General features: G+C 63.0%; 22 protein-coding genes. 15 read left to right on the top strand and 7 right to left on the bottom strand.

Annotated elements, in window-relative coordinates; all coding sequences use genetic code 11:
• Positions 1 to 7: 7 nt before the first annotated feature.
• From cnbZ to J1C56_RS08035, 4 genes are all read right to left on the bottom strand, one after another.
• Positions 8 to 757, bottom strand: a complete 750-nt coding sequence (cnbZ, locus tag J1C56_RS08050; RefSeq protein WP_214387712.1) for a 2-amino-5-chloromuconate deaminase CnbZ — start codon at positions 755 to 757, stop codon at positions 8 to 10.
• Positions 758 to 881: 124 nt separating this feature from the next.
• Entirely contained in the window at positions 882 to 1745 is an 864-nt protein-coding gene (locus tag J1C56_RS08045; protein ID WP_214387711.1) for a fumarylacetoacetate hydrolase family protein, read from the bottom strand.
• 118 nt (positions 1746 to 1863) lie between these two features.
• Entirely contained in the window at positions 1864 to 3306 is a 1443-nt protein-coding gene (locus J1C56_RS08040; protein ID WP_214387709.1) for an aldehyde dehydrogenase family protein, read from the bottom strand.
• A gap of 22 nt (positions 3307 to 3328) precedes the next feature.
• Positions 3329 to 4489 carry an amidohydrolase family protein gene (locus J1C56_RS08035; protein WP_214387707.1) on the bottom strand — a complete coding sequence of 387 codons (1161 nt, stop codon included), beginning with the start codon at positions 4487 to 4489 and terminating at the stop codon, positions 3329 to 3331.
• A gap of 185 nt (positions 4490 to 4674) precedes the next feature.
• Here J1C56_RS08035 and J1C56_RS08030 point away from each other — a divergent pair, with 185 nt between their 5' ends.
• From J1C56_RS08030 to J1C56_RS08005, 6 genes are all read left to right on the top strand, one after another.
• Positions 4675 to 5919, top strand: a complete 1245-nt coding sequence (locus tag J1C56_RS08030) for an ABC transporter substrate-binding protein (RefSeq protein ID WP_214387705.1) — start codon at positions 4675 to 4677, stop codon at positions 5917 to 5919.
• Positions 5920 to 5965: 46 nt separating this feature from the next.
• Complete coding sequence (locus J1C56_RS08025) at positions 5966 to 6952, top strand: carbohydrate ABC transporter permease (protein ID WP_338001414.1); 987 nt, start codon at positions 5966 to 5968, stop codon at positions 6950 to 6952.
• On the top strand, positions 6945 to 7772 hold the full coding sequence (locus J1C56_RS08020; RefSeq protein ID WP_214387703.1) for a carbohydrate ABC transporter permease: 828 nt from the start codon (positions 6945 to 6947) through the stop codon (positions 7770 to 7772). Before J1C56_RS08025 ends, J1C56_RS08020 begins: the two co-directional genes overlap by 8 nt.
• Positions 7773 to 7782: 10 nt before the next feature.
• Positions 7783 to 8862 (top strand): ABC transporter ATP-binding protein, encoded by a 1080-nt coding sequence (locus J1C56_RS08015; protein WP_214387701.1) that lies wholly within the window; start codon positions 7783 to 7785, stop codon positions 8860 to 8862.
• Positions 8863 to 8936: 74 nt separating this feature from the next.
• Positions 8937 to 9545 (top strand): TetR/AcrR family transcriptional regulator, encoded by a 609-nt coding sequence (locus tag J1C56_RS08010; protein WP_280223964.1) that lies wholly within the window; start codon positions 8937 to 8939, stop codon positions 9543 to 9545.
• Positions 9542 to 10639: a D-TA family PLP-dependent enzyme gene (locus J1C56_RS08005; protein WP_246591215.1), complete on the top strand. Its 1098-nt coding sequence runs from the start codon at positions 9542 to 9544 to the stop codon at positions 10637 to 10639. Before J1C56_RS08010 ends, J1C56_RS08005 begins: the two co-directional genes overlap by 4 nt.
• A gap of 104 nt (positions 10640 to 10743) precedes the next feature.
• On the opposite strand, the gene J1C56_RS08000 is transcribed toward J1C56_RS08005, so the two are convergent.
• Positions 10744 to 11352, bottom strand: coding sequence for a M20/M25/M40 family metallo-hydrolase (locus tag J1C56_RS08000; protein ID WP_338001413.1), 609 nt, complete (start codon positions 11350 to 11352; stop codon positions 10744 to 10746).
• Between the two features lie 75 nt (positions 11353 to 11427).
• Between J1C56_RS08000 and J1C56_RS07995 the strand changes: the two genes are divergently transcribed.
• The gene (locus tag J1C56_RS07995) at positions 11428 to 12564 is read left to right on the top strand and encodes an NAD(P)-binding domain-containing protein (RefSeq protein WP_214387697.1); all 1137 of its coding nucleotides are present in this window, start codon (positions 11428 to 11430) and stop codon (positions 12562 to 12564) included.
• Between the two features lie 78 nt (positions 12565 to 12642).
• Here the strand turns inward: J1C56_RS07995 and J1C56_RS07990 are convergent, their stop codons facing one another.
• A complete protein-coding gene (locus tag J1C56_RS07990; RefSeq protein ID WP_214387695.1) occupies positions 12643 to 12900 on the bottom strand; it encodes a hypothetical protein in 258 nt (85 codons plus the stop codon).
• 194 nt (positions 12901 to 13094) lie between these two features.
• On the opposite strand from J1C56_RS07990, the gene J1C56_RS07985 reads away from it, so the two are divergent.
• The 4 genes from J1C56_RS07985 to J1C56_RS07970 all read left to right on the top strand — a co-directional run bounded on the left by J1C56_RS07985 (position 13095) and on the right by J1C56_RS07970 (position 16873).
• Complete coding sequence (locus J1C56_RS07985) at positions 13095 to 13475, top strand: chlorophyllide reductase (RefSeq protein WP_214387693.1); 381 nt, start codon at positions 13095 to 13097, stop codon at positions 13473 to 13475.
• Positions 13472 to 14683 carry a serine hydrolase domain-containing protein gene (locus J1C56_RS07980; RefSeq protein WP_214387691.1) on the top strand — a complete coding sequence of 404 codons (1212 nt, stop codon included), beginning with the start codon at positions 13472 to 13474 and terminating at the stop codon, positions 14681 to 14683. Before J1C56_RS07985 ends, J1C56_RS07980 begins: the two co-directional genes overlap by 4 nt.
• Before the next feature lie 304 nt (positions 14684 to 14987).
• The gene (locus J1C56_RS07975; RefSeq protein WP_214387689.1) at positions 14988 to 15293 is read left to right on the top strand and encodes a CPBP family intramembrane glutamic endopeptidase; all 306 of its coding nucleotides are present in this window, start codon (positions 14988 to 14990) and stop codon (positions 15291 to 15293) included.
• Between the two features lie 116 nt (positions 15294 to 15409).
• Entirely contained in the window at positions 15410 to 16873 is a 1464-nt protein-coding gene (locus J1C56_RS07970; protein WP_214387687.1) for an MFS transporter, read from the top strand.
• 58 nt (positions 16874 to 16931) lie between these two features.
• On the opposite strand, the gene J1C56_RS07965 is transcribed toward J1C56_RS07970, so the two are convergent.
• A complete protein-coding gene (locus J1C56_RS07965) occupies positions 16932 to 17534 on the bottom strand; it encodes a helix-turn-helix domain-containing protein (protein WP_214387685.1) in 603 nt (200 codons plus the stop codon).
• A 346-nt stretch (positions 17535 to 17880) separates the two neighbouring features.
• Here J1C56_RS07965 and J1C56_RS07960 point away from each other — a divergent pair, with 346 nt between their 5' ends.
• Genes J1C56_RS07960 through J1C56_RS07945 form a run of 4 tightly spaced genes read left to right on the top strand, consistent with a single transcriptional unit; the run spans position 17881 to position 22960 of the window.
• Positions 17881 to 19437, top strand: coding sequence for a serine hydrolase domain-containing protein (locus tag J1C56_RS07960; protein ID WP_214387683.1), 1557 nt, complete (start codon positions 17881 to 17883; stop codon positions 19435 to 19437).
• A 26-nt stretch (positions 19438 to 19463) separates the two neighbouring features.
• Complete coding sequence (locus J1C56_RS07955) at positions 19464 to 21068, top strand: ABC transporter substrate-binding protein (RefSeq protein ID WP_214387681.1); 1605 nt, start codon at positions 19464 to 19466, stop codon at positions 21066 to 21068.
• A gap of 13 nt (positions 21069 to 21081) precedes the next feature.
• Complete coding sequence (locus J1C56_RS07950) at positions 21082 to 22071, top strand: ABC transporter permease (protein WP_214387679.1); 990 nt, start codon at positions 21082 to 21084, stop codon at positions 22069 to 22071.
• Positions 22064 to 22960, top strand: a complete 897-nt coding sequence (locus J1C56_RS07945; protein ID WP_214387677.1) for an ABC transporter permease — start codon at positions 22064 to 22066, stop codon at positions 22958 to 22960. The genes J1C56_RS07950 and J1C56_RS07945 overlap by 8 nt, the downstream gene beginning before the upstream one ends.

Raw genomic sequence — 22960 nt, 5'->3', positions numbered from 1 at the left:
AACGCTCTTAGACGACATGTTCCGCGGCAACGCCCCGGAGATCCATCTCGTATTCGAGATCCACGACGGGCGGATTGTTGTAGTGCCAGGTCAGGCCGGCACGCGCCGCACCGCGCTTGACGATTTCGTCGGCCAGGAACGGGTAGAGGTTGTGCACGGTGTAGACTTGGACCGCCGTCGCGTTCTCCCAGCCGAAGCCCAGCGTCGCGGCACGACGCTCCATTTCCTCCAGCACGAACTTGGCCTTGGTGCGCAGGCCGTGGGCTGAGAGATCGCCACGGCTGACGATGTGGTCGCGATAGGCGGCATGGCCTTCGGGCACCTCGGCGGATCCGGAAATGACAAAGGAAGGCGCGGTCTCTGCGGTCGGCAAGGTAAACGAGAACGCATAGATCGACGGCACTGGCGGTGGTGCGATCTGCGGACAGACATTGCTGCGCGCCACGGGATTGTGGCCCGTCTCAAGCAGGCCCCACGCCTTCAGCGTCTTGGTGTAGCTGCTGTTGAAGGCAACGAAACCCTCTTCGGTAAAGGGTGCCGGGGAGCGCAGTTCGCATGCGGCAAATGCCGTGAGAGGACGGTCCGCGGCCGTGATGATCTTCTCGATCTCGGCAAAACCTTCTGCAAATGGCAATGGCTGGGCAAACCGCACGCGTTCCAGGCGAAAGCCCGGCAAGGCCGCCACGCCGCCCGAATATTGCGACACACCCTTGATGAACCGGTAGCCGCCAGACGTAAAATCAATCACTTCGCCCATAGTGTCTCTCCTGAAAAATGAAAATGCCAGATGGGCCTGTCGCCATCGGGATAAACAAACGCGCCCCTCGCCAAGTGCCGGCTGAGCCGACAAGGCAGGCACAGCCGTGTTGCACGCATTGCCGCTAGGCGCTTGGCATGGTTTCCCGCGCAATATGGTTGCGCAGCAGGCCGACACCTTCGATGTCGACTTCGACAAGATCGCCCTCCTTCATGAAGAGGGGCGGTACGCGCGCGAACCCCACACCGCCGGGCGTGCCCGTTACGATGACGTCGCCGGGGGAGAGCGGGGTGATGCGCGAGACGTAGGCAATCAGTTCAGCCACGGAGTGGATCATCTGGCTGGTGCGCGCCATCTGGACGGCTTCGCCGTTCAGCCGGCAACTGATAGCAAGGTCCTGCGGGTCCGGAATCTCGTCTGATGTGACCAGGAACGGCCCGAATGCGCCGGTGGCCGGGAAATTCTTGCCCGGCAAGAACTGCGACGTGTGGACCTGCCAGTCACGAACCGAGCCGTCATTGTAGCAAGAGTAGCCGGCGACATGATCCAATGCGGCATCCGCAAGGATGTTGCGGCCGCTTCTGCCGATGATGACGGCGAGCTCCGCCTCGAAGTCGAACTGGGTGGACACCGATGGCATCAACATCGGCTCGCCATGCGCGCATTGGGAGTCGGCGAAGCGGGCAAACAAGGTCGGATGCTGTGTCGGCGCATGGCGGGTCTCGACCATGTGGTCGTGGTAGTTCAGCCCGACGCAGATGATCTTTCCCGGGTTGGGAATCGGCGCCTGCAACACGATGTCGGCAAGCGGCAGCTCGGGGCTGCGGCCCATGGCCTGCGTGCAGCGCTCAAGGAAGTCATCAGTGGCCAACAGACTGGCCAGCGTTGGAAAGCTGTCGCCAAGGACGCTGCTGATGGCGATGACGCGGTCGTCCGCCACCACGCCATATCCGGCTCGGCCGTTATGGAGATAACTACAAAGTCGCATCGTTCCTCACTGCGATTGGCTGGAGTTCGGTCCGGGGACCGGGCGGCCGGCGTGATGCCGGCGCGCGTTTGATTGTCGGTGTGGCGGGCCGGGTGGACGCTCCAGCCCGGCCTGTTCCTCAGCTGATGTCGAACGTGATCGTCTTGACGTCGGTGACTTCGCGCAGCGTGTGCTTGCCGCCGAGGCGGCCCAGGCCACTGGCCTTGCCGGAGGCGCCGCCAAACGGCAGGTGAAGTTCCCAGTAGCAGCTCGCACTGTTGATGTTGACGAGGCCGGCTCGCAGCTTTTCACCGAATGAAAAGGCGCGGCTCAAGTCGCGCGTGAACACACTGGCGGCGAGTCCGTGCGATGAAGCATTAGCGGTATCGAGCAGGTCGGCGTCATCGGCACAAATCACCAGGGGCGCCACGGGACCGAAGGTCTCGGAAGTGTTGAGCAGCGCCTTGCGGTCGACGCGTCCCATGACCGTGGGGTGGTACAACAGACCCGCCCCCTTCTTTCCGCCGGTGAGAAGGTTTGCCCCGCGGGCCAAGCCGTCCGCCACATGTTGTTCGACCTTGGCGACCACCTGGGGGTTGTTCAGCGGCCCCATCGTCGTCTCCGCGAGCAGCGGATCGCCAAGGCGGATCGTCTCTGCGATGCCTGCGATGCGGGCGGCGAGGGCGTCGTGGTTCTTTTCGGTGACGAGGATTCGGCCGGTGGCGGCGCAGACCTGTCCGGCATTGAAGAAGCAGCCAAAGGCGGCAGCCTGCGCCGCACGATCGAGATCCGCGTCATCGAGCACGATGACTGGTCCGTTGCCGCCGAGTTCCAGCAGCATCGGCTTGCCGGCTCCACGCTTTGCGATGGCGCTTCCGGTCTGCGGACTGCCGGTGAAACCGATCCCATGCGTGCCGGGGTTGGAGACGATCTCGTCGCCGACAACCGCGCCCGGGCCGAGGACAAGGTTTACCGCTCCATCGGGAAGGCCAGCTTCGGCGATGCATTCCATCAGCTTGACGGCACAAAGCGATGTCGTCGGCGCAGGCACCCAAACCACCGCATTGCCTGCGGCTAGACAGGGCGCGAGGTACTCGACCGGAATGTTGATCGGGAAATTCCAAGGCGTCACGATCGCGTAGACGCCGCGTGCCTGGCGGAAGCTTATGGCCCTTTTGCCTGGCGTCTCGACCGGGATGAACTCGCCTTCGAGCCATTTGATCAGTTCACCGGCTTCCCGGAATCCGGTGGCGGCTGCATCGATCTCGCCATAGGCTTCCGACGCCAGTGGCTTGCCTTGTTCGCGGGCAAGGGTAAGGGCGAGCTCGCCTCGGCGCTTCTCGATGACATCGGCGACGCGATTGCAGAGACGTGCTCGATCCCATGCCGACATCTTCGACAATGCATTGTGACCGGCTTCAGCCGCCTTGATCGCATCCTGCGCGTCGGGGCGGTCGCCCTCGGCAAGCACTGCCAGGAGTTTGCCGTCATAGGGCGACCGCGCTTCAAACGTCTGACCGCTGTGCGAGGGCGTCCACTTGCCCGCTATGAAATGCTGCGCCTGAACTACGCTGTGTTCCATCGTCGTTGTTCCGCTTGGATTCTTACTGGGATTGCATGGGATGGCTGCCGCCCGCGGGGTCGATCTGGCGACCCTTCACGATGAGGCGATCGCACGCCAGCCTTGTCGAAACGTCGAGGCCTTCGCCGGCCGCGTCCCTGAAGGTCCAGGGTTCGACCCGCCATTTCAGTACGGCAACATTGGCTTCGTCGCCGACGGCGATGCGGCCTAGGTCGGGACGGCCGATCACCTTCGCCGGATTGGCGCTGCCGGCGGCAAGGGCCGTCGTCTGGTCCACGCCGAGCGCAATCATCTTGTTGATCGTCGTCAGAAGGTCGTAGGCAGGACCGTTGACCGAAAGAGAATGGATGTCCGAACTGATCAGGTCGGGCACGAAGCCTTCGGCCAGCATCTCGCGGCAGACACGGAAGGAAAATCCGCCCATGCCATGGCCGATGTCGAAGTGTACGCCGCTCTCGCGAGCCCGCCATACCGCCTCGCGGACGCGGCCATTTTCGGTCGCGGCATTCGGATCCGGCCGGCAGCAATGGGTGATGATGTCGCCTGGACGCAGGCGTTGCAGGACTTCCTCGATCGAGGGAGGGTCAAGGTCGACGTGGCACATCACTGGCAGCTTGAGCCGCTCGGCCACCTCAAGTGCCACCTCGAGAGCGGCGCCGCCGTTTTCGCCGGAAGCCTTGCGGCCGGCACGCACCTTGATGCCGACGATTTGCTCCGGATAGGCCTGCGCGGCCTCGATGCAGCTTTCGGCGTCGACGAGGCGCATGTCGCAGCATTCACCGACCATCACGCGCTTGGAGAAGCCGAAGATTCCCGGAAACGAGATGTTGAGGAAGGCAAAGGCGTGGAAGGGCAGGGGTTCGAAGATGAAGGTTTTCAGGCCTTCGAAGTTTCCTGCTCCGGCCGAACCGGCGTCAACGAAGGTTCCGGTCGCGGATCGATGCGCAACCAGTTCGGGCCGCACGCCCAGCGAGGTGGCGCCCCAGTAGATATGCGTGTGGATGTCGGTCAGCGCCGGCAGGACGATTGCGCCTCGCGCATCGACGACGATATCGTCCGGGCGCGACAGGCCAGTGCCGATGGCGGCAATGCGACCGTCAACAATGGCGACGTCGGCAATTGCGCCCGTTGTGTCGCCGAAGGCCAAGACGTGGCCGCCCTGTAGAATTGTCCGTCGTGCCATTGGCGAGTTCGTCTCCGGTAGGGCCCCTTGCGGCACCTTTAGGTGGCCTCGGGCCGTTCAAATGGGTCAGTGATCTGTCATCAAAAAAGCACATACTGACTGGTCAGTCAATATTGACAACGACACCATTTTCATTCCAGATGGCTGCGTCATTCGACATCTGCAGCACCATTTGGGAGGTACTCATGGGCAAGAAGTTTTTGGCCGCGTTGATTGTTGGTACGGCCACCGCAGCAGCGTTGCTGCACTCCGGTAGCGCTTGGGCCAAGGAAACAGTTCGGGTCAGAGTCGCGGAATACAGCACGAAAACGGGCCCGTTTTTCCAGGGGCTGGCGGAAAAGTTCAATGCAGCCAATCCTGACATCGAGGTCAAGATCGAGCATCTGCCCTGGCCGGAGATGCAGCAGCAGCTGGTGAGCGACATTTCAGCCGGTACTGCGCCCGATATCTCGCATATGGCGACGCGCTGGATGGCGGGATTTGCCAAGGATGGCGCGCTTGCCCCGATCGAAGGCCTGATGTCGCCCGGCTTTGCCGACACCTTCGTGCCGACCTATCTCGACCTTCAGAAGCAGGGCGACCATACCTGGGGACTGCCGATTGCGGCATCGGTACGGGGGCTGTTCTACAACAAGAAGCTGCTCGAGCAGGCGGGGATCGCAAAGCCGCCGGCAACCTGGGACGAAGCGTTCGAGGCGGCGAAGAAGATCGATGCGCTGGGCGATGGAGTCTATGGCATTGGCGTTCAGGGCCGGGATCTGGATACCGAAGGTTATTGGTTCTACAGCCTCTGGACCCATGGCGGCGCCATCCTGGGGCCGGACGGCAAGAGCGGCTTCGCCTCGCCTGAGGCCGTGACGGCGACCAACAACTATCTGCGCATGATCAAGGCGAATGTCACTCAGCCGGGCGTCACCGGTTCGAGCCGCGAGGACCTGCAGAATCTCTTCGCCGCCGGAAAGATGGGCATGGTCCTGTCGGGTCCCTGGTTCAATGCGCAGCTCGCCGAACAGGGCAAGGATGTCGAGTACGGCATCAGCCGCATTCCGGTCGCCACGACCGAGGCGACCTATGGCGTCACCGACACCATCGCGGTCCTTGAATCCTCGAAGGTGAAGCCACAGGCGATGAAGTTCCTGGAGTTCATCTTCAACAAGGAAAACAGGCTTGAATTCGGCAAGCTCGAAGGCTTCGTGCCCGTCCTGAAGGCGGAATCGACCGAGCCCTTCTTCACCGAGAACCCGAAGATGTCGGTGTTTCTGGAAATGGGATCGATGGCAAAGTTCGCGCCGCTGTTCCCGCGTTGGGAAGAGATGGCGGATGGCCTCAAGACCGAACTGTCCAGGATTTACTCGGGTGAGGTTTCGGCCGAGGAGGGCCTGAAGCAGGCCGCCGCGAAGATGGACGCGATTCTTGCCGAAGAAGAATAAGTCCTGAAATCGTCGCCTGCGAGCGATCCCATTCTACTCAGGTGGCGTGACGACCACGCCACCGCTCTTCCTCAAAGGTAAAGCGCGTATGCCGGGAATTGAGAAGACCGCTCCCAGACGGGCCGCAAGCGCTGGCCGGTCGAGCAAACTCGGGCTGCCGGGGCCGGCCTTCGCGCTGATCCTGATTGCGCCTTGTCTGCTGCTTTCGGTCGCCGTGATCGGCTATCCGATATTCGACGTGATCCGCATGTCGCTCTTTGACGTGAGCCGTACTGGTGTTGTCCGCGAGTTTGCTGGCCTTGCCAACTTTGCCAAGGCGTTCGCCGACCCGGTTTTTCTCCAGGCCGCGCGCCAGACGGTGATCTGGACCGTCTGCGTGGTCGGCGGAACCCTGCTGGTTTCGGTGCCGATTGCCTTGATCCTCAATGAGGATTTCTACGGCCGGACAATCGCCCGGACGATCGTGCTGCTGCCGTGGGCCATCTCGCTGGCGATGACGGCGGTGGTCTGGCGCTATGTGGTGAATGGTGACTTCGGCACGCTCAACATGACGCTGGCCGCACTTGGCCTGCCGTTCGAGAATTATCCGTGGCTGGCGGACGCCAGGATGGCGTTCCTCATCGAGATACTGATCGGAATTCTGGTGTCGGTGCCGTTTACGGTGACCATTCTTCTCGGTGGGCTGACGTCCATCCCGGAGTCCCTGTACGAGGCCTCCGCCATCGACGGAGCCGCGTCGACCAAGAGCTTCTACTACATCACGCTGCCGTTGCTGTGGCCGTTCATGCAGATCGCGCTCGTCCTCAATGTCATCTATGTTTTCAATTCTTTCCCGATCATCTGGATCATGACCAATGGCGGTCCCGCCAACCGGACCGACATTCTGATCACCTACGTCTACAAACAGGCTTTTGCGTTCGGCAAGCTGGGCAACGCAGCAGCTGGCTCGATGGTCATGTTTGCAATCCTTCTGGTCTTTGCCCTCGTCTATCTGTTTCTGACCAAGTCGCAGGGAGCGCGCAACGATGACTAAGGCGAAGAAAAGTCTCGTGTGCTGGGCGCTTCTGTCGCCCTTCCTCCTGGTCGTTCTGTTTCCCTATGCAACGATGCTGTCGACGTCGTTGAAGCAGAAGGATGAGATATTCACCTTCAATCGGACCTGGTTGCCGCGCGAACTCTATCTCGGCAATTTTGCCGAACTCCTGTTCGAAAAGGGTTTTGGACGGGCATTGGCAAATTCGCTTGCGATCAGCATCGGGGCGACAGTTCTGTCACTTGCCGTTGCCATACCTGCCGCCTATGCGCTCACCCGGATGAGGGTGCCTGCCAAAGGCGCGCTGACCAACTACCTGCTTATCACCCAGATGATCTCGCCGATCGTCCTGATCGTCGGCCTGTTTCGAATGTTTGCCTATTTCGGCCTGGTCAACAGCCTGCTGTCGGTCATCATCGCGCACAGCGCCTTCTTCATGGCCTTTGCCGTTTGGATGCTGCAGAGCTATTTCGCGACCATTCCAAAGGATCTCGAGGAGGCGGCATGGATCGACGGCGCCGGCCGGTTCAGCGCCTTCGTCCGGGTCTTCCTGCCGTTGTGCCTTCCCGGCATCGTCGTCACGGCAATCTTCACCTTCGTCAATTCCTGGAACGAGTACGCAATGTCGCTGACGCTGCTGCGTCAAGTCAGCCAGCAGACCGCGCCGGTTCAGATCGCATTCCTGACAGGCACTCTCTACCAAATTGAATGGCATCTCATCATGGCCGCGACGTTGCTTGCGTCGGTGCCTGTCGCAATCGTCTTTGCATCCATCCAGCGCTACCTCATCGGGGGAATGGCGCTTGGTGGGGTCAAGTAGGAGGAGCTGAATGGCTTCGATCAATCTCAGCAATATTCGCAAGCAATATGGTTCGGTCACGATCATAGACGACGTCAGTATCGCAATCGAGGATCGCGAATTCGTCGTTCTGGTCGGCCCGTCGGGATGCGGCAAGTCCACGCTCTTGCGGATGATCGCTGGACTGGAGTCCATCTCGGCAGGCACCATAGCCATCGACGGTGAGGTCGTTAACGACATCGGACCGCAGAGGCGTGATCTCGCGATGGTGTTTCAGACCTATGCGCTTTACCCGCATATGACGACCGCGCAGAATATCGGCTTTCCCCTGAAGCTACGCGGCGCCAGCCAGGACGAAATTGGACGTTCTGTCGCCGAAGTTGCCAACACGCTGCATCTCGATGCGCTTCTTGATCGGCAGCCGCGTGCCCTTTCGGGAGGACAGCGCCAGCGCGTCGCGATGGGCAGGGCGATGGTGCGAGAGCCCAGGGCTTTCCTTTTCGACGAACCGCTGAGCAATCTCGACGCGAAACTCAGGCACCACATGCGCATCGAGCTCCGCCAGTTGCACAAGTCGTTGGGCGCCACGTCGATCTATGTCACGCACGACCAGATCGAGGCGATGACCATGGCCGATCGCATTGTGGTGATGAACCGGGGCAAGGTCGAGCAGGTGGGCACGCCACTCGAGCTTTTCGACAAGCCGGCAAATGTTTTCGTCGCCGGGTTTCTTGGCTCTCCGACGATCAATCTGGGCAACGCAACATTGGGGGCCGGAGACGGATCAGCCACGCTAGAATTCCATGCCGGTTCAGGTCCGATCGACCTTGCCAACGTACCACCGTCGGCCCACAAGGAGGTTGTGGCAGGGGTGCGGCCGCAACACCTGGAAGTTGTTTCGCCAGAGGGCGCCAAACTCACCGGTACGGTAGACCTCGTCGAGCATACCGGGTGCGAAACGAATGTTATCCTTTCAGTAGGTTCCGAAAAATGGACGGTCCAGTCCCGGGCCCGCCAGCATCTCACACAAGGAGAGAACGTCGGGCTCGTCTTCGACCCGACCAACCTCCATCTCTTCGCAGCTGACACGAAGGAGCGTATCCGGTGGTAGCAAAAGGCAAGCGCGACTCCGAAAGCGAAGCACAGCCGGCTGGCAAAAAGCGCGACCCCGAGCGCACAAGGCTCGTGATCATCGAGGCAGCTCGCGAGGAATTCGCCGAGAACGGCTACGATGGTGCCCGCACGGATCGGATCGCCACCCGCACGGGCATGAGCAAGGGTGTTCTCTACCACTACTTCAGTTCGAAGGATGATCTGTTCGTAGCCGTCCTGGAGGATATCTACCAGGAGCTTCGCTCGCAGAACGAGGCCCTGGTTCTGGCTGAGTTCGAGCCGGAAGCTGGCATCCGCGAGCTCATCGCGCACACCTACCAGTACTTCGTCGATCATCCGGAATTCATCGTGCTGGTGAACTCCGAAAATCTGATGAAGGCCCAGCACCTTGAGCGATCGGAGAGCATCCGCAGCATGTTCACGCCGCTATCGCGGCGCCTGAGCGAGCTGATTAGCCGCGGTCAGGAGCAGGGCATTTTCCGGTCGAATGTCGATGTCGTCGAACTTTATGTCTCGATCGTCGGCCTGGGCTATTTCTTCCTGGCCAATCGCTGGACGCTCGGCGTGGTCTTCAATCGCGATCTGCTCGGGAAGGGTGCGGAAGAGGTGCGTCTCCAGCATATGACCGAAATGGTTCTCGACTATCTGCGCAACGTCAAATCCCTGGACGGAAAAGAATGAACGCTACGCCGCTGATGCTGCCACAAGCCGGGCCCCTGCGCTGGCGCAACGTCGTCGACACGCCCGCGGTGCTGATCGACCTTGATGTCGTCGAACGAAACATCAGGCGCTGCCAGGAGCAGTGTGACAAGCTCGGCGTTACAGTCCGGCCCCACATCAAGACGCACAAATTGCCGCTACTGGCCCACGCCCAACTGGCGGCGGGGGCGGTTGGCATAACGGCGCAGAAGATCGGCGAAGCCGAGGTGATGGCCGATGCCGGAATCGATGACATCCTGATTACCTACAACATTGTCGGCGAGCGCAAGCTTGGGCGGCTCAGGCGTCTTGCGGACAGGTGCCGCCTGTCGGTGGTTGCCGACAGCGCTTCGGTTATCGAGGGGTTGGCCCGCGCATTCGCCAATGCCAGGAGCGAAATCGGCGTCCTGGTGGAATGCGACACCGGCATGCAGCGGTGCGGTGTGTTGACACCGGAAGAGGCGCTCAAGCTCGCCCGCTTGATCTCGGACACTCCGGGGCTGCGCTTCGCCGGCGTGATGACCTATCCCGCGCCCGGACAGGGCAACGCGGCCTCCGAATGGCTAGACGATGCCGCGCGCCTCATTCGCGAGGCCGGCATCGAGACCCAGACCGTATCCGGCGGCGGGACCCCCGATCTCTACGCAATGAAACGACACGCAAGCCTGACCGAATACAGGCCGGGCAGCTACATCTACAATGATCGCTCGCTCGTCGCCGCCGGCGCATGCGGCGTCGAGGATTGCGCGCTGACGGTGCTGACCACCGTCATCAGTTCGCCCGCGCGCGGCCGCACGATCGTCGATGCCGGCACAAAGGTGCTGACGTCCGACCTTTTCGGCATGAGCGGCTACGGCATGGTACTGGAGCGTGCCGATTGCTCGGTCATTTCTCTCAACGAGGAGCATGGAAGGATCGAGTACGCCAGCGAACAGGCGCCTGTGGTCGGCGAACTTCTGCGCATTGTTCCCAACCACGCCTGCGTGGTCAGCAACATGGTCGATTCCGTGCATCTCGTCAGGGGCGAGTATTATGTCCGGGCGGAGCCGGTGGCAGCGCGCGGCCAGATCACTTGAATTCCTTGAACGTGATGTCGGTCTGGGTTCTGGCTGAGCCGGCCATTGCGCCAACTAGACTAGAGAGCAGCTTGGCGCGTCCGGCATGAGGTCTCCACCCCACTTCAGAAATTCCTACAGACGTGCAGCTCCTGTGTGGAAGGCAGTTGTCCAACTGTTCGGTCCAGGCTGAGTACAGCATTCAGCAGTGTCTGCGCTCCTGCCTGGCACTGCTCCTTGGTCGACGACTCCGCCTCATTGTGGCTGAGGCCGTTGAGGCAGGGGATGAAGATCATCGATGTCGGTGCGACACGGGCGATGTAGGCGGAGTCGTGGCCGGCGCCCGAATGCAGCCTCAGGCTGCTGTAGCCCGCAGCGGCCGCGCCCGCGGCAACGGCGTCGATACACCTGCTGTCGAACTTGACGGCCGGGCTTCGCCAGATCTCGGTCAGGCTGCAGGTGAGACGTCCGTCGAAACGGGCGCGGATCTCCTGCCGGAACGTTGCTTCCATGGCATCAAGCTTGTCGTACTCGGGGTGGCGCAGGTCGACGGTCATGCTGATCTGGCCGGGAACGACGTTGCGGGAATTCGGATGGACCGCGAGGCAGCCGACGGTGCCGACCGCTGATGCATGCGACTTGGCGATGCGCTCGACAAGAAGCACGAGGTTGATCGAGTCCATTTCACGCTCCTGACCATCTAGTTGGCGGCGGCTTTGGATGGCCGACGACACTTGGTGGCCAGTCGTTCCAGGCGTTCGCCCTGGCCCGTTGCGCCTCTCGCCACGGTTGCTTATCTCTGCTCGGCCATGTCCGACCAAGATACCGAACGCTTGCCATCCGAACCGTCGCCCGCGAAGGGCGACGTCCGCACGGCCTACAAGACCGACATCGTCGTCATCGGTGCTGGCCAGGCGGGGCTTTCCACTGCCTACAATCTTAGTAAGCTCGGCCTCCAGCCCGGCCGCAACTTCGTCATCCTCGACAAGTCGCCCGAGGCCGGCGGCGCCTGGCAATATCGCTGGCCGTCGCTGACGCTGTCGACCGTCAACCGCATCCACGACCTGCCCGGCATGCAGTTCGCCGACGTCGTCGAGGAGGGCGCGACCGAGGTCCGGGCGTCGGTTGCCGTGCCGAAATACTTCGCCGCCTATGAGCGCAAATTCGACTTGCCGGTCTACCGTCCAGTGACGGTCAAGGTCGTCTGTGACCGTGGCGCGCGGCTGCGCGTCGAAACCGACCGCGAGACCTTTTCGGCGCGTGGCATCGTCAATGCCACCGGCACCTGGGAAACGCCGGTCATCCCAACCTATCCTGGCGCCGAGCGGTTCGAGGGGCGGCAGCTCCACACCCGCGACTACCGCAACGCCGAGGAATTCGCCGGCCAGCATGTCGTCATCGTCGGCGGCGGCATTTCGGCGCTGCAGCTGCTCGATGAGATCTCGCGCGTCGCTTCCACGACCTGGGTCACGCGCCGCGAGCCGCAGTTCCGCGACGGTCCGTTCACGCAGGAGGACGGGCGCGCCGGTGTCGCGATCGTCGAGGACAGGGTGCGGCGAGGGCTGGTACCGGGCTCGGTCGTGTCGGTCACCGGCATCCCGTGGACGCCGGCGCTCAAGGCCGCCCGTGAACGGGGCGTGCTCAACCGCCTGCCGATGTTCAGCGAGATCACCGAGCACGGCGTCCGCTGGCCCAATGGCACCGAGCAGCGCGCCGACGTCATCTTGTGGAACACCGGCTTCCGCAGTTCGCTCGACCACCTGGCGCCGCTGCAGATCCGCGAGGAGGGCGGCGGCATCACCATGTCCGGCCGCCTGGCGACACAGGTTTCAAGGGATCCGCGCATCCATCTTGTCGGCTACGGCCCGTCGGCCTCGACCATCGGCGCCAACAGGGCCGGCGGGGCCGCCGCGCGCGAACTGGCGGCATATCTCGGGCTCGCCTGAGCAGCGAAGACAGCCAGCCTGGCCCGCGCAACCACCCCGCCGATGTCTTGACGGGCCGCGCCGGCGCACCGGACGAAATCATCCCGCGCTGGCGAAGACATGGCCAACCGCAAAGGCATCGAAGCAACGACGTGCGCATAGAAATCCGTAGATCCATGTACCGAGCGGGACCATCGAAATTCCGAACGCCAGTGCCCGAATGGAAAGATCGGTCCCTGTCGCAGGGGCATCCGCAATCGCCGCCGCGCTGAACAGCGTGCGCGTCGGCGTCATGAACCAATAGAAGAACATTGCCGCGGTGAGCAGCCCGGATGTGACGAGGCAACCCGTCGCCATCAGTCAACTGAGACGTCGAATCCGCAATTCGAGGCCCCTCGTGGCGGTCATGTCGATCATCGTTTGTGATTGGGCCATGTCTGGACGACTTCTCTCTTTCCTTTGCCTGAATCAAACTATGGTCCCAAAAAATTATCGTTTGACAATAATTTTTTATTATCGATCAATGTGACGGCCAACATAGGAGTTCCTGCATGTCTCGTCGCCTCGCCAAACTGGCTATCAGTCTTGTCACCTGCGTCGTCGCCATTCCCGCTGCATCGCCATCAACGGCCACGCCATCCACCTCCCGTGGCCTCATCTCAGTCGCTCAGGTGATGCAGATGCTGGAGAAGGCTCCGACCGATCGGACGGCGCAGCAAGTTCTTGCCGCCTACCTTGCCGGCGTAGGCGAGGCCGCCGGTGCGGTTGTCAGCATGGGCAACGCGACCTGTCGGACATCGTTACGCGTGAACGCAGGGAGTGTCCGTCAGGCCCTCAAGGCCGCTGCTGCGGGTCAAGACACAGCGGAAACGCCGGCAACACCCTTGATCGTCAAGGACATGCTCGATCGCGCCGGATGCAAACGTCAATGAGCCCCGTCTATCTACCCTCGCTCTCCGAACGTCATTTCCGTCGGATCGAAACCACGCGCAGACCTTGCAAATTCATCCTTGCCGTTTTTGGGGTGGCGAGCCTCGCAGCGTTTGGCATCCCCGCTCATGCGGCGGACTATCAGCCAGTTCACTGCGCTGTTCACGCTGCCTATGTGGGGTCGCCGCTGCATGCCCCCGTTGACATCACGGCGACCCCGCCCGTTCCGAATAAAGAGCTGCCGGCGGAAACCACGCGTCGCCTCGACGTCACCTACGAGCGTATCCAAGCCTTTACAGCCGCGTCAGCGATTACGGCCGCGGTCGCCATACCTGGGAAGGGTCTATGGCAACAGACCAGCGCTCCAACAGATGCACCACGGCTGTTTTGGGCCAGCGCTGGAAAGACCTTCACTGCGGTCGTCATCCTGCAACTCGCTGAGGAGGGGAAACTATCCCTTGATGACCCGGTTTCACTTTGGGTGCCGGACGTACCGAATGGCGATGTTGCGACAGTCCGTGATTTGCTCGCCCACACCAGCGGGCTATTCAGTGCCAATGAGGATCTGAAAGCGCATGCTGATCCGCGCTATCGCGATCCGGCGGCGAACCTTGCGATTGCGCGCAGGCATGGGGCTATGTTCTGCCCAGGGGGACGCTGGCGCTATTCGAACACGGGCTACGACCTTCTTGGCGAAATTGTCCGGAAGGTCGATCACCGATCGATCGATGCAGCGATCACCACGCGGATCATTGCGCCGCTTGGGCTCACCTCGATGCGGGCGCTTGTTCCAGGTGGCGGAGCCGTTGGTGTCGCGCCACTGACGGCGGTACATGAAAAGCCTATTGACCCAAGCTGGGCTGGCGCGGCTGGTCCTATCGTGAGTGACGCGGCCGACATGACCCGCTTCTGGGCCGCTTTGCTCGGCGGACGCCTGTTGTCAGACGGCACGGTCCGGGCGATGGCCAGGAAGCTCTACCCTATGTTCGATCCAGGCACCTATTATGGCTTGGGGATCATGGTCTTCGACGTGACCGATGATTCCCGGTCGATACGCTGGATCGGGCACGCCGGCGGCACCCCTGGCGCCAGCGCAGTTGTTGCCTATTCGCCTTCAGACAACGCCATCGTCGCGGTCGCTCTTACCGGAGATGGTGCGTCCGTCCCTGCCGCCAACCTGCTCCTGAAAGCGCTTGGGCCGCCAAAGTGAGTCAGCTATCGACTGAACGACGCACGTGCCATTTCCGCAATCCCCTCTGTCGTCTCAACTGCCACGACACCGCGCTGCCGAGGCCAAGCAGCGACAAGGCGGCGAGCACGACGGCCATGCTGCCGTGGCGATCGTCGAGGACAGGGTGAGGCGGGGCCTCGTCCGGGCTCGGTCGTCTCTGTCACCGGCATCCGTGGACGCCGGCGCTCAAGGCGGCCCGTGACCGCGGCGTGCTGAACCGCCTGCCGATGTTCAGCGAGATCACCGAGGAGGGCGTGCGCTGGGCTCCGGCCAGCTGTCGTCCTTGCCGCTGGCCGAATATGGCTGGATCGTCGTCGCCGCAGCCGTTGAAGAACTGGTTTTCAGGGGCGTCATCCAGACCCGGCTGGCCGAGCGTTGGGGCCCCGCTTTGGCCATCGGCGTCACCTCAGTTGCATTCCTGGTCATCCATTTCCCCGGGTGGGTGCTGTTGGCCGCCATGCCCGACGCAACGACGATGGCCTCGGTCTTTCTCATCGGCCTGGTCTGCGGCTGGCTACGCCATCGGACCGGAAGCCTGTGGCCAGCCATAGCAGCCCACGCCGCGAACAATTTCGGCGCGTTGCTCTAACCCGCGGACAGTCTCGTCGCTGCCCACAGGCCACATCCATTTGTCTTTTGTCTGTTGACCTCAATAGCGCTTGAGGTTCTACAGACCGTGTCGGCACGAAAAATGGAAAGGCCGACATGGACTTCGATCTTGAACAGCCGGCGCCCCTGGCCGGCAACGCGGCGGCTGCCGTCGCGCCGAAACCCGCCGGCTGGGGCGACCTCTTCAGCGGCAGGCACGGCATCTACACCTTTGCGCTCGCCGGCGGCGTCACCCTGCACGCCGTCAACATGTACATCGCAACGACGGCCATGCCGTCGGTCATCGCCGACATTGGCGGGCTCGATTTCTACGCCTGGGCAACGACCCTGTTCGTCGTCGCCTCGATCCTCGGCTCGGCGCTGACGGCAAAGCTGCTAAACGGCAGCGGGCCACGCGGCGCCTATGTACTCGCCACGTCGATCTTCGCCCTGGGCACGCTGACCTGCGCGCTCGCCCCCAGCATACCGGTCATGCTCGTCGGCCGCGCCATCCAGGGGCTCGGTGGCGGCTTCCTGTTCGCGCTCGCCTACGCCCTGATCCGCATCGTCCTGCCGGAGCATCTGTGGGCACGGGCCATCGGCCTCACCTCGGCCATGTTCGGTATCGCCACGCTGATCGGCCCCGCCATCGGCGGCATCTTTGCCGAATATGGTGCATGGCGGCTCGGCTTCTCCTCGCTGCTGCCGTTCTGCCTTGCCTTCGCCATCGTCGCCTACGTCACCCTACCCAGGAAGAGCCGGGACACCAATGAACGCGTCGCCGTGCCGTTCCTGCAGCTCGTCATGCTCACCGTTGCCGTGCTCGCCGTGTCCGCCGGCAGCCTGTCGGCGCAGTTGGCATGGAACCTCGCCGGGCTCGGCGCCGGCCTTGCCCTCATCGTGCTGATCTCCGGCGTCGATGCACGGGCCAGCGCACGCCTGCTGCCGCGCGGCGCGTTCAATGTCTCGACGCCGCTGGGCGCGCTCTACCTCACCGTCGCGCTGTTGATGCTGGCGATACAGCCGGAGATCTTCGTGCCCTACCTGCTGCAGAACCTTCATGGCCAGTCGCCGCTCTGGTCCGGCTACATCGCGGCCGTCATGTCGCTCGGCTGGAGCATTGCGTCGTTCATGAGTTCACGCTGGCAGGCGCATGCCGACCGCCTGATGGTGCTTGGTCCACTGCTCGTGCTGGCCGGCCTCGTGCTGTTTGCGCTGTTCATGCCTGTCAACGGCGCCGGCGACTGGTCGCTGCTCCTGCCGATCGGCTTTGGCCTGCTGCTCGTCGGCTTCGGCGTCGGCGTTACCTGGCCGGGGCTCGTCACCCGCATCTTCCAGTGTGCCCCGCCCACCGAGCAGGATCTCGCCGCCGGCGGCATGACGACGGTGCAGCTGTTCTTCATGGCCCTCGGCACCGCCTGCGCCGGCATGGTGGCCAACTTCGCGGGCATCGTGGAGCCCGGCGGCGTTGAGGGCGCCGCCAACGCCGCCGTCTGGCTCGGCACCATCTTTGCGCTGGCGCCCGCGCTCTGCGTGCTCGTCGCACTGCGCGTAGTACGCCTCACCGGACAGCGGGGCTGACACGCCGAAATCCAGCGGAGCGGTTCTCGACGGTGCCGCCTTCGATATCTTGCGTCGGTCAGGCCTGGTCGATCAGCACCTGTTCCAGCCCGGATTCGGGTGCCGAGCAGATGCACAGGATCGTCGCCTCGCCGGTGCCGACCGAGACGTAGGCGTGGCCCATGGTCGAATCGATATAGACGCCTTCGCCGGCCGCGAGCCGCGTCGGCGCGTAATGATCGGTGTGGATTTCGATCTCGCCGTCGACCACATAGGCGAACTCCTCGCCGACATGGCGGACGAGCGGGCCGAATTCCTCAAGTGTGCGTGCATGGATCTTGGCGATGATCGGCACCATGCGCTTGTTGATCAGATCGGTGCACAGGTAGCTGTAGTCGTAGTTCCGCGTCGCCAACTGCAGCGTGTTGGCGCCTGAAACGACCGAGCGCCGCGTCCGCTCGACACCCTTTGCCGGCTCGAAGTTGAGCAGCTCCGTGACGGGGATATCCAGCCCGGTGCAGATCTGCAGGATCTTGTCATAGGTCAGCGACATCAGGTCGTTCTCGACCTTGGACAGCGTCGACAGCGCGAGCCCCGTACGCTCGCTGACCTCCTGCAACTTCAGCCCATGGCGCTGGCGCACGGCGCGCAAGCATTCACTCAGTCGCGGTTTTTGGGTCACGATCTCTCCGGTCTTGGCGCGCTGAGCTTATTTTTGTTTTCTAAAATGGCAAGGATTTAGCGTTTACGCAAACGACTTGACGTATGCAAAAAGAAATCTTACCGATTGCATCACAAAAAAGCGGGAACGGCAAAAACTTTGATTTTCGCAGGGTCATTCCTGCGTTGCAGGACGCTGCGAGCGGACTGCCAGGACTGCGGGAGGGCAGGACCATGCGTTGCGAAAACCACCTCGACGGCACGGCATCGGCGCCAGGCGAGATGCGTTGCGGCAACGTTTTTCCACGCACATCCGGCGTAGCGCCGCGCGCTGCCGGCAATCCGACAACTGGAAGGGAGTGACCGGCATGACCAAGGCACCGGCCGATTTTGCCGCGCGCATCGATGCGCTGTTTCAGGATTTCACCGGCCCCGACAGCCCGGGCGCCGTCGTCGCGGTCACCGAGAACGGGCGCGAGATCTTCGCCAACACCTACGGTCTCGCCAACATCAACAATTCAGTGCCGATGGGCCGCAAGACCATCATCCGCATCGGCTCGCAGACCAAGCAGTTCACCGTCCTGCTGATCCTGATGCTGGAAGCCGAAGGCAAGCTCAACCTGTCGGACGAGGTGCAGAAGCACCTGCCATATGTGCCCCGTCTCGAACAGCCGGTCACGCTCGAGCACCTGGCGTCCAACACCTCGGGCTTCCGCGACCATCTTGAAGCCATGATCTTCGCTGGCCTGTCGATCTTCACGCCGTCCGACCGGCAGACCGGCCGCGATGTCATCGCCCGCCAGGATGCGCTGAACTTCAAGCCCGGCAGCGCCATGACCTACTGCAACGCCGGCTTCTTCATGCTGTCGGAGATCATCGAGCAGATCGAGGGCGCGACCTTCAACGAGGTGCTGCGCAAGCGCATCACCGGCCCGCTCGGCATGGACGACACCTCGCTGCTGATCCGCGACGGATCGGCGATGAAGCGGCTCGCCGCGCACTACACCAAGCGCGAGGAAGGCTGGGCCAATCTCAACTGGGGCCTCGATCTCGGCGGCGAGGGCGGCATGATCTCGACCCTCGACGACATGATCGTCTGGCAGCAGAACCTATTCGCCCCCAAGGTCGGCACGGCGGAAATGTATGAGCGCATGGGCACGCCTTGCGTCTTCGACAACGGCGCCACCGGCTTCTACGGCCTAGGCCTCGTGACAGACGTCTATCGCGGCCGCCGCGCTGTCGGCCACGGCGGCACGGTCGCCGGCGGCAAGTCGGAATCCACTCGCTTCGTCGATGACGGCTTCGGTGTCGTCATCATCGCCAACAACGACCAGGTCGCCTCCTTCGCACTCGGCCGACGCATCGCCGACATCTATTTCGGCGACAAGGCCCCTGCACCGATCGCGCTCGCTCCCGGCCGTTACCGCCAGGAGGGCGGTCCCGACGTCTTCGAGATCGTCGCCAGGGACGGCGTTGCGACCTTCCTCAACGCAGGCGGGGTCGGCGGCTTCGACTTCGGCCATGCCGGCGGTGCCAAGCCCGAGCGCGCCATCACCGACCTGGTGCTGAGCCCACGTGCCGACGGCAAGGTCGAGGGTGTCTTCTGCGGCACGCCGCGCATCTACGCGCCGCTTCAGGCCGATGCCGCTGCCGCGCGCCCGCTGGCGGGGCGCTACGTCAACAAGGCACAGGACCTCGAGGTCGAGGTCACGGGCGACGCGTCGAAAGGCGAGTTCCGCCTGCGCTCCGGGCTTGGTGCGATGAGCGCCCCCATCGTCGCGGCCGATGCCGACCTGTGGTTCCTGCTCCAGCCCGGCACCGACATGCGCCCCGGCCTGCCGTGGAACGCCACGCTGGCGGTGACCGCCGACGGCTTCGAGATGAACTCCGACCGCATCAAGAAACTGGCCTTCAAGCGAGCCTGATCAACCAACTTACGGCGAGGTCCAAAATGTCTCTTCGAAATCTCTCCCCCAAGGAATTCGACGCGCTGACACGCGATTATTTCAAGCAGGCGACGCTATCGCGGCGCGGCTTTTTGGGCGGTGCGGCAGCTCTTGCTGCGGCCGCCAGCCTGGGCACGCCCGGCAAGGCACTTGCCCAACAGACCGCCGGCACGCTGCGTGTCGGCCGTTCGGAAGAACCCGATACGCTCGACCCGCACAAGACCACCTTGTCGGTGTCCTCGACCACGATGGACATGATCTACGAGCCGCTGGCGCGCGCCGGCTACGACGGCGAGGTCCTGCCGGGTTTCGCCGAGAGCTGGGCTTTCAGCAACGAAAACAAGACCCTGACCTTCAAGCTCAAGCCGGGCGTCAAGTTCCATGACGGCACGCCCTGCGATGCCGAGGCTGTCGCCTGGACTGTCGCGCGTCATCTTGCACCCGAAGCCGCATCGCCCAGCGCCTTTTTCCTCGGCCCGTTGGAGCGCGCCGAAGCCGTCGACCCGCTGACCGTCGCCTATCACTTCAAGGAGCCTTTCGTCGCCGTCTGGGTCGGCCTGACGCTTGGCTATTCCGCGCCGATCTCGCGCGCCGCCGTCGAAGCCGCGGGCGACCAGTTCGGCCGCAAGCCGGTCGGTGCCGGTCCGTTCAAGTTCGTCTCATGGTCCACCGACCGCGGCATGCGGCTGGAGCGCAACGATGACTACGCACCCATTGCCGCGCTGGCACGCATCGATGCGGTCGAACTGTTCCATTACCCCGAGGATTCGACCCGCATCGCCGCCTTCGAAACCGGTGAGATCAATGCCATGTACGGGGGTGCTTCGGTGCCGCTGGACAGCGTGCGCCGGCTGCGCGGCAACCCCGATGCCATCATGATCGAGCGCCCGGCCCAGATGATGCGCGCGCTGGTGTTCAACCAGAAGCGCCCACCTTTCGACAATCCGAAGGTGCGCCAGGCCTTCGCGCACGCCATCGACCAGAAGCGGCTGATCGCCTTTGCACTCGACGGTTTCGCCGTGGCCGCGACGTCGCCGATCGCAAGTTCGATCTCAGGCTATTCGCCCAAGACGGTCGAGCTATCCTACGGCTACGATCCGGAGAAGGCCAAGGCGCTGCTCGCCGAGGCTGGCGTCGCTCAGGGCCTCAAGGTCAAGCTCGTCGCCAACGACACGCCGGTCATCCGCCGCACCGCCGAGGTGGTCCAGGCGCAGCTGCGCGAGATCGGCGTCGAAATCACCATCGAAACCCTGCCCATCGCGCAATGGGCCGCGATCACCGCCCAGGGCGGGCAGGACATGGTCATCTCGACCTATTCCTATACCGACGCCGACATCGTCTATCCTGTACTGCACACCAAAGGCGCGCTGAACCGGGCCTTCCACGAGAACACCGAACTCGACGGCATGATCGCCGAGCAGCGCGTGACCTCCGACCCGGCGGCACGGCAGGTGATCCTCGACAAGATCCAGGCCAAGGTCGTCACCGAGGCCTACTGGAAGCCGCTGTTCGAGCCGCTCAACTTCGCCGTCGTCGCCAAGGATGTCGTTGACGCCCGCATGAATCCCGGCGGCGAGTTGCGCGTCGACAAGCTCGGCATGGCCTCGTGACCCGCGCCGATTGATGCTGAGGTTGTTGGTATCGAGGCTGCTCTATGCGGCCGTCATTCTCCTCGGGGTCATCCTTGTGGTGGCCTCGCTGGTCAAGCTCGTGCCGGGCGATCCGGTCGACGTGATTGCCGCCGGCAATCCCGGCATGAGCGTCCAGGACATGGACACGCTGCGCGAAAAGATGGGGCTGACGCGCTCCGTGCCCGAGCAGTTCGTCGCCTATCTCGGCCAGGCCGTGCAGGGCGACCTCGGCACCTCGATCCGCCAGGGCGTTCCGGTCACCAGCCTGATCGCCGATCGTCTGCCGGCGACCGGCGAGCTCGCCTTCTGGACGCTGCTGCTGGCCTTCGTCATTGCCATCCCGCTTGGCATCGTCACCGCGCTCAAGCGTGACAGCTGGATCGACTATGCCGGCACCTTCGTCGCCGTGCTTGGCGTGTCGATGCCGGGCTTCCTGCTTGCCGTGCTGATGATCCTGTGGTTTTCGATCGAACTGCGCTGGCTGCCCGCCTCCGGCTATCGTGGCTCGGCTCTGGCGAGCATTGGGCGCGCCGTGGTCGAACGCGACGTCTCCATCTTCTGGAATGCCTTCCGCTACTTCATCCTGCCGTCGATCTCGCTTGCCTTCGTGCTGGTGGCGGTCAATGCGCGGCTGATCCGCTCCGCCATGCTCGAAGTGCTGCAGCAGGACTACATCACCTTCGCCACCGCCAAGGGCGTGCCGCGCCTCACCATCATCCTGCGCCATGCCTTGCGCAACGCGCTGCTGCCGATCGTCACCCTGGCTGGCCTGCAGATGGGCGCGCTGCTCTCGGGCACCGTCGTCATCGAAACGGTGTTCGCCTGGCCCGGCATCGGCCGGCTCGCCGTCGATTCGATCCAGGTCCGCGATTATCCGATCATCCAGGCGGTGGTGCTGGTGTCGGCGGCGCTGTTCATCTCGCTCAACCTGGTCGTCGACATCCTGTACCGCTTCATCGACCCGAGGGTGCGCAATGACTGACGCCGTGATCGTCCCCGCCGCTGCAAAGGCCGGCACGGAACGCCGCTTCCTCGGTGCGCTGAGCCGCAGCGCCAAGGGCATCTCAGGCCTGTTTCTGATCGCCATCGTCGTGCTCTGCGCCATCTTCGCGACAAGCCTTGCCCCGCATGATCATGCCCAGCAGGTCATCGAGTGGCGCTATGCCCCCACTGTCTGGCAGGATGGCGGCACCACCACCAACCTGCTCGGCGGCGACAACATGGGTCGCGATATCCTCAGCCGGACCATCATGGGCGCGCAGGTCTCGATCCAGGTGGCGTTGATCGTGGTGTCGATCGCACTCGTCGTCGGCTCGACGCTCGGTGCGCTCGCCGGCTATTTCGGCGGCTTTGTCGACACCATCATCATGCGCATCGTCGACTTCCAGCTCGCCTTTCCGTTCCTGTTGCTGGCGCTGATCTTCATGGCGGTCCTGGGTGCCGGCTTCGCCACGCTGGTCATGGCGCTGGCCTTTGCGCTGTGGATCAATTTCGCCCGCATCGTGCGCAGCGAAACCATGCGCATCCGCACCCTTGATTATGTCGACGCAGCGATCACCATGGGCGTGTCGCAGATGCGCATCATCTTCACGCACGTGCTGCCCAACGTACTGCCGGCGGTGCTGGTTGTCGCCACCCTCGACATCGCCCTGGTCATCATCTCCGAGGCCGCTTTGTCTTTCCTCGGCCTCGGCGTGCAGCCGCCGACGGCATCGTGGGGCGTGATGATCTCGGAAGGCCGGGACTTCCTCCACGACCAGCCATGGATCGTCATCGCGCCCGGCATCGCCGTCCTGATCTCTTCGGTCGGCATCAATTTGTTCGGCGATTTCCTGCGCGACTATTTCGATCCACGGCTGGAGAGGATGTGA

Source organism: Aminobacter anthyllidis (assembly GCF_018555685.1).
Classification (GTDB): Bacteria; Pseudomonadota; Alphaproteobacteria; order Rhizobiales; family Rhizobiaceae; genus Aminobacter; species Aminobacter anthyllidis.
Note: the sequence above shows the minus strand (reverse complement) of the source record. Positions and strands in the feature narration are given on the sequence as shown.

Coding starts and splice junctions, on each gene's coding strand:
- J1C56_RS08035 (WP_214387707.1), bottom strand. CDS start 4,489: ATGGCACGACGGACAATTCTACAGGGCGGCCACGTCTTGGCCTTCGGC.
- J1C56_RS07950 (WP_214387679.1), top strand. CDS start 21,082: ATGCTGAGGTTGTTGGTATCGAGGCTGCTCTATGCGGCCGTCATTCTC.
- J1C56_RS07945 (WP_214387677.1), top strand. CDS start 22,064: ATGACTGACGCCGTGATCGTCCCCGCCGCTGCAAAGGCCGGCACGGAA.
- J1C56_RS07990 (WP_214387695.1), bottom strand. CDS start 12,900: ATGGCGACGGGTTGCCTCGTCACATCCGGGCTGCTCACCGCGGCAATG.
- cnbZ (WP_214387712.1), bottom strand. CDS start 757: ATGGGCGAAGTGATTGATTTTACGTCTGGCGGCTACCGGTTCATCAAG.
- J1C56_RS08005 (WP_246591215.1), top strand. CDS start 9,542: ATGAACGCTACGCCGCTGATGCTGCCACAAGCCGGGCCCCTGCGCTGG.
- J1C56_RS07980 (WP_214387691.1), top strand. CDS start 13,472: ATGAGCCCCGTCTATCTACCCTCGCTCTCCGAACGTCATTTCCGTCGG.
- J1C56_RS08040 (WP_214387709.1), bottom strand. CDS start 3,306: ATGGAACACAGCGTAGTTCAGGCGCAGCATTTCATAGCGGGCAAGTGG.
- J1C56_RS08045 (WP_214387711.1), bottom strand. CDS start 1,745: ATGCGACTTTGTAGTTATCTCCATAACGGCCGAGCCGGATATGGCGTG.
- J1C56_RS08015 (WP_214387701.1), top strand. CDS start 7,783: ATGGCTTCGATCAATCTCAGCAATATTCGCAAGCAATATGGTTCGGTC.
- J1C56_RS07970 (WP_214387687.1), top strand. CDS start 15,410: ATGGACTTCGATCTTGAACAGCCGGCGCCCCTGGCCGGCAACGCGGCG.
- J1C56_RS07955 (WP_214387681.1), top strand. CDS start 19,464: ATGTCTCTTCGAAATCTCTCCCCCAAGGAATTCGACGCGCTGACACGC.
- J1C56_RS08020 (WP_214387703.1), top strand. CDS start 6,945: ATGACTAAGGCGAAGAAAAGTCTCGTGTGCTGGGCGCTTCTGTCGCCC.
- J1C56_RS07960 (WP_214387683.1), top strand. CDS start 17,881: ATGACCAAGGCACCGGCCGATTTTGCCGCGCGCATCGATGCGCTGTTT.
- J1C56_RS08030 (WP_214387705.1), top strand. CDS start 4,675: ATGGGCAAGAAGTTTTTGGCCGCGTTGATTGTTGGTACGGCCACCGCA.
- J1C56_RS07995 (WP_214387697.1), top strand. CDS start 11,428: ATGTCCGACCAAGATACCGAACGCTTGCCATCCGAACCGTCGCCCGCG.
- J1C56_RS07985 (WP_214387693.1), top strand. CDS start 13,095: ATGTCTCGTCGCCTCGCCAAACTGGCTATCAGTCTTGTCACCTGCGTC.